Source organism: Candidatus Solincola tengchongensis (assembly GCF_015711935.1).
In the GTDB taxonomy this organism is placed as follows: Bacteria; Actinomycetota; Geothermincolia; order Geothermincolales; family RBG-13-55-18; genus Solincola_A; species Solincola_A tengchongensis.
This window is the reverse complement of record NZ_JACVJJ010000119.1, coordinates 1-10,227: the sequence shown is the minus strand read 5'-3', so window position 1 is coordinate 10,227 and position 10,227 is coordinate 1. Positions and strand designations below refer to the sequence as shown.

The window sequence follows — 10,227 nt, the reverse complement described above, 5'->3', positions numbered from 1 at the left end:
AAGAACATTGTTGTCTATGGCGTCGGCAAGCCGCCCGAAAAAGTGCCTGATGGCATGCTGGCCTTCGAGGAGATCTTGTCGGATGACGAATCCAACCCCAAGATAAAAGTCTATAACGATGATTTTTGCTTTCTCATGTACACCGGAGGGACGACCGGTTACCCTAAGGGCACGGTCTGGGATGGCGAGCAGAGGGTGAGGGGCCTCGACTACATGCTGATCAACAACCTAATTCCTATCTTCGACCGACTTGCGGATTATCCCGACGAGGCGATGCACGGCATATCCACGCTCTTTGCTTCCGATCCCAAACTGGTTGAAAGAATAGACAAGTTTCTTTCGAACGATCTCGTCCGCAAGGTTTTACGCTCACCAATAACCAAGAATTTTTCATTCCAACTGTTCAGGATGATAGCGGGGAATCCCTACATGCTCAAGGCTTTCGGACTTTTGCAAAGAGAGGGGGTAAAATTCCTTTGCGCTGCGCCTCTGTTCCACGGGGCGGGATACGAGGGAGCCTTCACTTACTTAGGTGCTATAGCCGCCACAACCGTCTTCCTTCCCACCCCTCACCCGTTTATAGCACGAGAGTTTTGGGAGACCGTCGAGAAACATAAAGTGCACACTGCAGTTATCGTCGGGGATGCCTTCGCTCTCCCAATGGTTGAAGAGCTGCGGAAGGCCCGGGCTGAAGGTCGTGCCTACAACCTCAAGAGCCTCTGGGCCATAGTCTCCTCAGGCGTACGTTGGTCGCCCCATATAAAACGCGAGCTGCTCGATCATCTGCCCGGCCTTTTAATGGTCGACTCCATGGGTACCAGCGAATCCTCCGGTGCGTTTGCCTCCATCACCTCCTCTGTCGACAACACAATCCAGCCGGCCGGAGCCAGAGTGGTTTTCGACAAGAGCGACTTTTACTCCAAGCAAGTCTATCCTGCCAGAGTGATCAATCCCCAGACCGGAAAAGATGTTAAACCAGGTTCAGGAGAGATCGGTGAATTCATGTACGGTGGTTATATGGCTTTGGGTTACTGGAAATGCCCAAAGAAGACGGCCCACGACTTCAGGATAATCGACGGGAAACGCTGGTTTTTCGTCGGGGATGAGGGGACCGTGTCCGAAGACGGCAAGTTCAACCTGATAGGCAGGGGAGGCAATTACGTGATCAACACGGGCGGAGAAAAGGTGTATTCCGAGGAGGTGGAGGAAATAATAAAGTCCCATCCTAAGGTATGGGATGTTGCGGTGATGGGAATCCCTGACCCTCGCTGGGGCCAAGCGGTAACCGCCCTGGTCGAACTGGAAGCGGGTAAGAGCTGCACCGAAGAGGAGATCGTTGAATGGTGCCGTAAAAGGATGGCAGGTTACAAGCGGCCTCGCCATGTTGTCTTCGTGGACAAGGTGCCCCGCTCTGCGTCTGGGAAAATCGATCGTGCCATAGCTCAGAAATTGATCGCCGAAAAGCTCGACAGGGCTTGAAGCCGAGTAAGCTGCCCGCTCAAGGTTTATACCTATTAACCGAAGAAAACATCGTCTTCACGTTCTCCGGCTTGGCGTCCACAGGGATGGTGCAACCCGAGCTGAGGATGAAACCTCCGTCCGAGCCGAGTTCCATGATCAGTCGGCGGCAGTACTCGTCCACTTCCTCGGGCTCGCCCAACTTGAGTAGGGTGGCGGGCACGTCTCCCATGATGCACATGTGGTCCCCAAGCTGCTCCTTGGCGGCGAAGATGTCCGAGGTGCCGTCCAGGTTCAGCACGCACTTTCCCCGCGGCAATCCCCTCAAGTAGGGGAAGAAGGCCGTCCAGTCGGAGTCGAAATGGAGAACGGGAGTGACCCCCCTGGACACCCAGAACTCGCACATTTCCTCCCACTCCGGGAGGGCGAACTCCTCGAACTGGCGTGGGCTGAGGAAGGAGGCGCTGGTCCGGGTACCCCCCATGAAAACGCGCCTGATGCCGCTCATCCTGACCATCAGGGCACCCTGTCTCCGCATGAGTGGCATGAGAGCGCGACTGGCCTCCCTCACCTCTTCCGGGCGGCGAAAAAGGTCGAGGATGAACTTGTTGAAAGAACGCATGAAGAGTGAGATATACTCCAAGGGGGTGAAGACTATGTTGAAGGCCACCAGCGACTCCACCCCCTTGCTCCGCCACCTCCTTATCGACCTCTTGATCATGGCCATATCCGCAAAGGAGTTCCCGAAAGCCTTGAGCAATTCCAAGGGGTTCTTCAGCTCCGGGTGACTCAGCCTCATCTTGTCCAGAACCCAGCGCAGAGGACCTCGCCTCCCTATCTCCAGGTATTCCTCTGGCTGCATGACCGTTCTCTCCACGAACTGGAACTGACCATCCGGGGGTTCCCCTCCCACGCCGGGCATCACCGGTGGGTTGGGGAAAATGAGCTGCATGATCCGGCCCAGGCCGGCGTAGGAGAGGTGCTGGCCGTCGATGGGGCCGAGGTCGCGCAGGGTCTTCTCCAGCGCCTCGTCCGACTTCCGCACGTCGAAGAGCATGTCGTGCTGGGAGATCCCACCGTAACGCGCGGAGAAGAAGTCGATGATGGGGACCACCGGAACCCGATCCGGCTTACCCAGCCTTATGGCGGTTTCGATACGCTCACGGGAATCCATGAGCTAATTTACCTCCCCGCATCCGGAAAATCCTCTCCGAGACAAAGAGGGCGATCTCTTCTTTCGCCGAACATCCACGGAAAAGGTTTCAACGACCCCACTGACCTTCGGTCCCCGGTCTCGAATCACCCACCGAGGAAAGCGTTGGCCAGCCTCACGCCCTGGGAGGCGTCCTTACCGAAGGCATCGGCGCCCACGTACTTCACGACCTTCTCGTCCACCGGCCCCCCTCCTATGATCACCTTCACCCGCTCGCGCAGGCCGGCCTCGACAACCGCATTCACGGTATCCTTCATTGAATCGAAAGCCAGGGTGAGCAGGCCGGAGAGGGCCAGCAAGCGAGCACCTGTCTCCCTGAGCTTATCCACGAAGGCCGAGGGGGCTACGTCCACTCCAAGATCGTAAACTTGGAAACCATCGCACCGCAGCAATGTGGAGACGATGTTCTTCCCGATGTCATGTATGTCGCCCCTGACCGTGCCGATGACTACGTCCCCTTTCACCTCACAGGAATCTCTCTGCAGATGGGGTTCTATGAGGTCTATGGCCTCCTTGAAGATCTCCGCGGACATTATGAGCTCGGAAAGGTAGTATTCCTTGTTCTCGAACCTCCTCCCCACTTCGGTCATGCCCCTCCGCAGGCATTCCACCAGGGAAAGCGGGTCCTCCCCTCCTTCCAGGGATTCTCGAACCGCGTCCAAGACCTCTTCTTCTTTGAGTTCCATCACCAAAGCGGCCAAATCCCCACTCATCTCTTGCCCACCCCCACTATTCCCGAGTCTCGGAGTGTAAGCCGAGTTTGCTTGCTGGAAGAAAATGCCGTTTTCGTTACACTCCCCATCCCCTCGATCGGTTCTTCCCTCAGGCCATCGCTTCCCGAGGCCTCATCCCTGCCGGAAACGCTAATCCGCGCAGTAAAAGCTTCCGTCCGCAACGCCCTCCGGGTCGAGCATCTCCTTTACCCTCCCCTGCCAGGCGGGATAATCCCAGGTGTGGGGCCCGAAGATCCGGTCCCTGTCCGCGGCCTCCAGCATGAAGGCTCCCAGCCCCACGCCGAAGTTCCTGTCCCGCATGGCCTCCGCCGCCTCCAGGGCATACTCCCTGACACCGTTCCGGTGATGCGGGTCTCGGTGGTCGAAGAGGATGAGCTCTTCCTGGTGACCGTAGTGTCCGGTGCCCTCGTAGACCCCTCCCCAAGCGTTGTCCGAAAAATCGTCATAGAGCTTTCCCTGCTCGATGTAGCGCCTCTTGAGCTCCGCCCCTACGCGGGATTGGTTCACGCAGTTGTCGAAAGCGCCGCAGGTCCCGAAGGAGGTTCCCATCATCCCTCCCATGCGGAAGGAGAGTGGAGGCAGGGCGCCCCTGATCATCCCCCACCAAACGGCGCCCCCAAAGCCCGGTGTGGACGCCAGGTCCACCAGTAGCCCGCCGGATCTCTCGACGATCTCCCGAAGGACCTCTTCCTGATATTCCAGCTCCCCCGGTGAGGAAGCGGCGAGCATGAACTGGAACATATGCTCCATGGCGTTCAAGGCCGCCTTGAGGTTCTCCCTTTCCGGCAGTCTCTTCAGTAAGCGGGGCATGAAGATCGAAAGGATGAGCCCTATGGAGTTCTTGCAGAGCATGAAGCCGATCTCCGCATCCCCCACCCGGTAAGCGAAATCCGCGTAGGCCTCGAAGGAGGGGAAGATGCAGAGGTATATCCTGAAGTTGGGAGGCACGGCGGCGCGCAGGTCGTCCATGGTGCCCCGGACATCTGGCCGAGGCTCCCCGGGCCAGGGGTAGAGTTTCACCGCCGCTTTAGTAAATACTCCCAGAGCGCTGCGGGCCCCGAAAAGGCCACGCATGATGCCCCGCAGAGAGGGGCCGGGCCCGTCCCCGCAGAACCACCCAAGGCCACTTCCCGCCGCGCCCAGCCGGAGGACCTCTCCGTCCGGGAGGACCCACTCCACGGCCAGGACGTTCCGGCAGTTGTACCCGGTGCTCAGCCCCGTCCATCCTGTGCCGTCCATAGAGGTGCAACTGGCCAAAGGGGAGGTCCCGCACCCGGCGCCGATTATGTGCAGGTTGAGCCCCCTTTTCAAGGCCTCCGCCTGGAGTTGGGCGCAGATGACGTAGGGCTCCACCACCGCGTACATGTTCTTCTCGTCGATTTCCAGGATGCGGTCCATACGCCGCAGGTCAATCTGGACCACGCCCTCACCGCCCGGCCCGCCATGGGCGCCCCAGCCCGTGGAGAAGGCCTTGAACCGGAATCCTAGTTCCCGGCATGCTCTCACTACTTCCCGCACCTCCTCCGTCGTTGAGGGAAGCACCACGGCAACGGGGCGATGGATCCAGGGGACGGACTCCCCAAGGTTGCCGAAGCTCTGGAAGGCGTAACCGTCCAGGATTGCGGGGTCCATGGAGACGTTCTCCGGACCTACGGCCTCCCCCAGCCGCCGGAGGACCTCGGCTTCCTTCACTTTCCCTCGATTCGCAGAAAAAGGACGCGGTTATTGAACGCCCATTCCCTAAATGTCGTTTCGTTGCTATTTTAATCCCTTTTTCTCAATATCCCCAATAGCATTGCAAAGCGGGCCGTTAAAGTAGGGTTGCCACGGGTATGTGCCGCGTTTGTGATTTAACCCATTCAAGCTTAACAATATCCTTGCACCGGAAAAGGAGGCTAGAAACCATTATCTTCCGTTTATGAATCGCGTATAAGAAGTTTTTTGGATTCCTCGAGATGTCACTCGACACCTCCAGCCGGCCAAGAATCAACACCTGAAACCTTCCCGTCCTTTGTTCCCTATGCAAAACTTTTTTGGTCGGTGGAGAGTACCCAACAAGCCGTCATCGCGACTCATGAATGCGAGGAATTTCTCCTTGCCAACACTGTGAATTTTTCACTGAACTGGTTTATCGGTCTACATTATTCTATGTGGAATGCGGCTTCGAGGTCTCCCCCCTCCTTCTCGAGCTGGTCCTTCTGTGTCTTTCTCATCTCCAATTCACGCAACAGTTTCTTGTTCACCTTGTACACCTCGGTGAGGGGCATCTCCTCCACGATGACGATGCTCTTCGGCCGGGCGTATTTGGCCACCCTCTGCGAGAGGTATTCGAAGTAGTGGTTCTCGTTCACCTTGCCCACATACTCCGGCTTGAGCTGGATGAAGACCTTCACCACCTCGCTTCCCGGCCTGTCGGGGTCCGGCACACCGATGGTGGCGGCGAGGGCCGTGGCCTCATGCTCGTAGAGGATGTCGTCTATCTCCCTGGTGTAAACCTTGTACCCGGAGACGTTTACCATATCCTTGGTCCGGTCCACGATGGAGAAATAGCCCCTCTCGTCCATGCGCACTATGTCCCCGGTGTGGATGTACCCCTCCCCGTCCATCCCGCTGCCCGGCTGGGGCCAGTATCCCAACATCCTCTGCGGCCCGCTCAGGAGCATCTCCCCGGTCATGCCGTCTCTTGCCAGCTCTTCCCATGAGAGCTCCTTTCCGGTATCGGGATCCACCACCTTCACCAGCGTGTCCGGAACCGGGATGCCGATGCTCCCCCTCTTCTCCATGGACTTGAGCTTCGGGGATTTTCCACTGAATCTGGTCAGAAGGGAGACCAATGAGGTGAAAAACTCGCCGAAACGTTTGTAGCCTATAAGCTTTATCAGGCTCCGGTTCAGGGCGATGCCCAGCGGGTTGAAGAGGAGGGCGTTGTTCAACTTGATGGCCGCTTTGCCTCCGAAAAGCCGGATGTTGGAGGAGATGTTGAAATGGGTGACCGGCGACATCTCCGAGAGCCCGTATCCCTCGGAGATGAGGCTTCCGCTGGCCCTTTCGAACTCCTCCTGAACGGTGGGGGGCAGGGCAGCGGATCCGGATATCCCGATGATGCGGGTATGCTTAAGGTCTTCCTGGAGCATCTTCATGAACTGGGTGGGCACCCCGATCTGCATGATGGGATGGTACTCTTTTATCATCTGGAGCATGGACCTGGTATCCCGGGGGTCTATGACCAGGAGCATAGTGGCGCCCATCTGGATCATGGTGTGCATCATGCAGTGCCCGTAACTGTGGAAGAAGGGCAAACCCATGAGCACGGCGATGTTTCCCTCCAGTACCTTGGTGATCTTCCCGTACACGGAGGTGCTCTGCAGCGCGTTGGCCACTATATTTCTGTGGGTCAGCATGCATCCTTTGGGAACCCCTGTCGTGCCTCCCGTGAAGAGCAGGGTCTCCAGGTCCTCGGCCGGGTTGATGTCCACTTCCGGTGGCCGAGCCTCGGTGTTCTCCAGAACCTCGATGAGCCTGAGGAACCTGCCGCTCTTCGTCTGTTCGGGAGGGAGTTCTGAAAAATCGGCCACATTGGTCACGATTACCTCATACAGGGCCTTGAAGTTGGTGCGCAGAAATTCCGCCGTATCCATGTGCTCGTCCAGGCAGATCAACACCTTCGGCGTGCCTTCCCTGAACTTGTGCAGCAGGGTATCCCGAGCCTCCAGGAAACTGCAGGGCATATGCACCGCCCCGGCCTTGGATATGGCCGTATCGGCGATGACGAACTGGACAGAAGTGGGCAACATAGTGGCCACCCGGTCTCCCTTCCCTACGCCCATTTCCCAAAGAGCGCCGGCCAAGCGTTCCGCCTTCTCCTTTATCTCGGCGTAGGAAAGTTCCAGGCCCAATTGCACACATCCCATTCCCGGGTACCTCTCCGCCGCCCTATCGAGGAAATGATGAGTGGGCTCTTCCGGGTAGGGCTCCAGGCTCTCCGGGATTCCCACGGCCCGATATTCCTGAACCCAAGGTGCCTCCATACCAAGAACCTCCTTTAAACCTCCGAGGGATGCCGACCAACCTCGTAAAATGATTACGAATCAAGATAACGTTGCCTTCGCAACGCTGACGAAGCCGGCACAAATCCGCTTTATTATGCTCTGGTCATCAATCCAATCGATAATTCTACATACCGGGAGGTTTCTCCAGCCATTGATCCGACCGGGGAGCGTCCACGACGGGTAGGGTTATCCTGGACGGATATTCCGCGTTATGAAAAACCAAGCTCAACGAGGGTATAAGAACCGGCGCCAGGTGCGGAAAATCGGAATTGGAAATGTCGATTCTTATCCGATGTCCTTTCTTGAACACGTTGCAGGTAGGCCATATCTCTATGTCGTACTCGTAAATCATCCCCGGAAGCGGGCTCTGGAAATCGGTGCGCGACTTACGGTGTGAGGACAGCAGCCAACCCGAGGTTATGTTACGCGATCTCCCGTCCGGGAAAACATCCTGCAGATTGACCACCCAGAGTACATCGTTCTTCAGGCTTTCGGCCACTACACTTTCGTCGAGATTGACTCCCGTTGCTTCCTTACACTCATCAACCATTTGACGGACATCCAACGGCAGGAAGTACGTAGAGGCGTAAAGTTTCATCCGGATGGGACCTGTGACCTCCAAGTCTTCGGAAAGAACGTCCGTGGTATAGGTAAGGCATTTCAACTCGTTCACCCTGTCGTCCTCGCTGGTGGGCATTCCGGAGGCGCTTCCACCCTGCCAGCGTACGCTGGAACGCGATAATGCGCCGTTTGTAGGATCGTACGCAATCACATCCGGGGCCTCGCCGGACATCGGCTGCATGGTGGATAAGCTTCCGTCGTTCAAGGAATTGGCCGAGCCACTCTTTTTCCCATTTAGATAAAAGTCGACATATCTGGCCCTGGCCAATGGCCACTCGCCCTCCGTTCTCCATCGATTCTCACCCATAACATAAAGAGTTACCGGAGGTTCGTTCATTATCCCGTTGTCTATACCTTTAAGCCAGTAATCGAACCAACGCTTTTGGATTTGAAAAGCACCCACGCCTTTCATCGATGACCCATCCATGTGGTACCATTCGCCCACCAGCAATTTCTTGGGTACGTCGATGTTTTCAAAGTTCCTCAAAGAACCTCGAGTAAAAAGGTCGAACCATCCCGCCGTCACAAACATGGGGACATGGATATCATCCCAAACTCTCTGTGGAGAACGTTCTTCGAAAAATTCGTTGTATCTGTAGTTATTGAGGACCCAAAACCCGATCTCAGGAATTTGGCTTATATGCTGAGAAAGCGCAGTTATGGCCACAAGGGGCTCGGATAAGGTATATGTGGGCGGAATTAATCCCAAGGCCGTCACTAGTACCAGCCAGGAGGGGATGAACTCCGCATCCAGTGCACCGCCCTGGTATACGATGTCCGAATAGGCATCGCTCATGGCCACCATGGGGAAGATGGCCTTGAGGTGGGGCGGCCGCTTTCCGGCCACGAAAAGCTGGATTATCCCCATGTAAGAAGGCCCGAGCATCCCTACGTTTCCATCGCACCAAGGTTGATGAGCGACCCATTCCACTACCTGATAACCGTCTTCTCCCTCAACATCACCGAAGGATGTCCATTCACCCTGGGAATTTCCGGTTCCTCTTATGTCAACATATACGCATGCATACCCTTCGGGCACGAAGTTCTTATGGTACGCAAGAGAATCGGCTATAACGTCCTTCCGGTAAGGGGTCATGACCAGAAGTGCCGGAAACGATCCTTCATCCTCGGGGCGATATATATCGGCAGCTAGTTTTACCCCATCGCTCATGGTGATGAGGACGTCCTTTTCGAAAGCTATGGCATATCCCGAAACAGGTGAAGGCGCTTCATCAATCTCAATCTTACGGGAAATGCTATCCTTTGCCCCCCTGTCGTCCATCACCGTGAGAGTGACGGTGTACAGCCCCTCCGAGGTAAAAGCATGGGAAACCGTCTTTCCGGCAGCGCTCTCCCCATCCCCGAAGTCCCAGTACCAGGAGACGATCTTCCCATCGGGATCGTAGGAAGCGGATCCGTCCAAGGTCACCTCCTCTCCTGCCTTGGCGGTTTCGGTGCCGGCCCGAATAACGGCTACGGGAAAAGCGTTGGGCGGAGGTGGTTTGGGCAGACCGAGGACCTTCTTCAAATCCACGTGCTGCCAGGGATCGTCGTAATACCCGTGCAGGGACCATATCTCCAAAGAGTGGTTGTCCATGAGCACATGGTGACCTTTGACCGACTGCGATGTGTCCGTCCCGTAATAGCCGCACCGGGCGGGGTTGAGGAAATCTATGAGCCACATGGCCGTAAGCCGATCTATGGCGCCGTAGCGCTCCAGGATGAGATCGAGCATGGTGTCGTAACGCCATTCCGACTCTCTGCCCCCTCCCTGCTGGGTATCGATCGTGTGGTAGAAGAGCCCCATCTGGGTGAGGTTCATGCGCGGGAGTATGTAATGGTTGGTCATGGCCACAAGGCCGGGCTCGCGCTCCCTCTGCAATGGAAAGGCGGAGACTACCGTCTCCTCCCTCTCGGGGACCAGCGGGTCCTGCGCAGGAATGACGATGCGGTATTGTTCCAGCCCCTCCGGGTCCACGTAATCGGCGGCTCGCACGGCCACTCCGCGGTCCGGATGCACGTCACCCAGGACGGGCAGCGTGTCCGTCGTTCCCTCCAGCAGGTCACCGGCACCGGTTACTATCTTCCCCGTTCCGTCCATCAGCTGGGCAGGCAGGGCCTCCCTCGCTCCGTCTACCACAGTGGAGAGGCC

The 10,227-nt window shown here is 57.0% G+C and carries 6 protein-coding genes; 1 reads left to right on the top strand and 5 read right to left on the bottom strand.

All coding sequences use genetic code 11. From position 1 onward, the window contains the following. A partial coding sequence (locus H7007_RS12275; protein ID WP_287155602.1) for an AMP-binding enzyme occupies positions 1-1,479 on the top strand: 1,479 nt, incomplete at its 5' end. Positions 1,480-1,498: 19 nt separating this feature from the next. On the opposite strand, the gene H7007_RS12270 is transcribed toward H7007_RS12275, so the two are convergent. The 5 genes from H7007_RS12270 to H7007_RS12250 all read right to left on the bottom strand — a co-directional run. After that, entirely contained in the window at positions 1,499-2,632 is a 1,134-nt protein-coding gene (locus H7007_RS12270) for a uroporphyrinogen decarboxylase family protein (protein WP_287155601.1), read from the bottom strand. A 125-nt stretch (positions 2,633-2,757) separates the two neighbouring features. After that, the gene (locus H7007_RS12265) at positions 2,758-3,384 is read right to left on the bottom strand and encodes a cobalamin B12-binding domain-containing protein (RefSeq protein WP_287155600.1); all 627 of its coding nucleotides are present in this window, start codon (positions 3,382-3,384) and stop codon (positions 2,758-2,760) included. 150 nt (positions 3,385-3,534) lie between these two features. Next, positions 3,535-5,097 (bottom strand): FAD-binding oxidoreductase, encoded by a 1,563-nt coding sequence (locus H7007_RS12260; protein WP_287155599.1) that lies wholly within the window; start codon positions 5,095-5,097, stop codon positions 3,535-3,537. Between the two features lie 449 nt (positions 5,098-5,546). Beyond that, entirely contained in the window at positions 5,547-7,433 is a 1,887-nt protein-coding gene (locus H7007_RS12255; RefSeq protein ID WP_287155598.1) for an AMP-binding protein, read from the bottom strand. A gap of 145 nt (positions 7,434-7,578) precedes the next feature. Beyond that, positions 7,579-10,227: CocE/NonD family hydrolase (locus tag H7007_RS12250; protein ID WP_287155597.1), on the bottom strand; the 2,649-nt coding region annotated here is incomplete at its 5' end.

What these genes read in the sequence shown, in the direction of transcription:
- H7007_RS12270 (WP_287155601.1), bottom strand. Translation starts at nt 2,632, where the DNA reads ATGGATTCCCGTGAGCGTATCGAAACCGCCATAAGGCTGGGTAAGCCG.
- H7007_RS12265 (WP_287155600.1), bottom strand. Translation starts at nt 3,384, where the DNA reads ATGAGTGGGGATTTGGCCGCTTTGGTGATGGAACTCAAAGAAGAAGAG.
- H7007_RS12255 (WP_287155598.1), bottom strand. Translation starts at nt 7,433, where the DNA reads ATGGAGGCACCTTGGGTTCAGGAATATCGGGCCGTGGGAATCCCGGAG.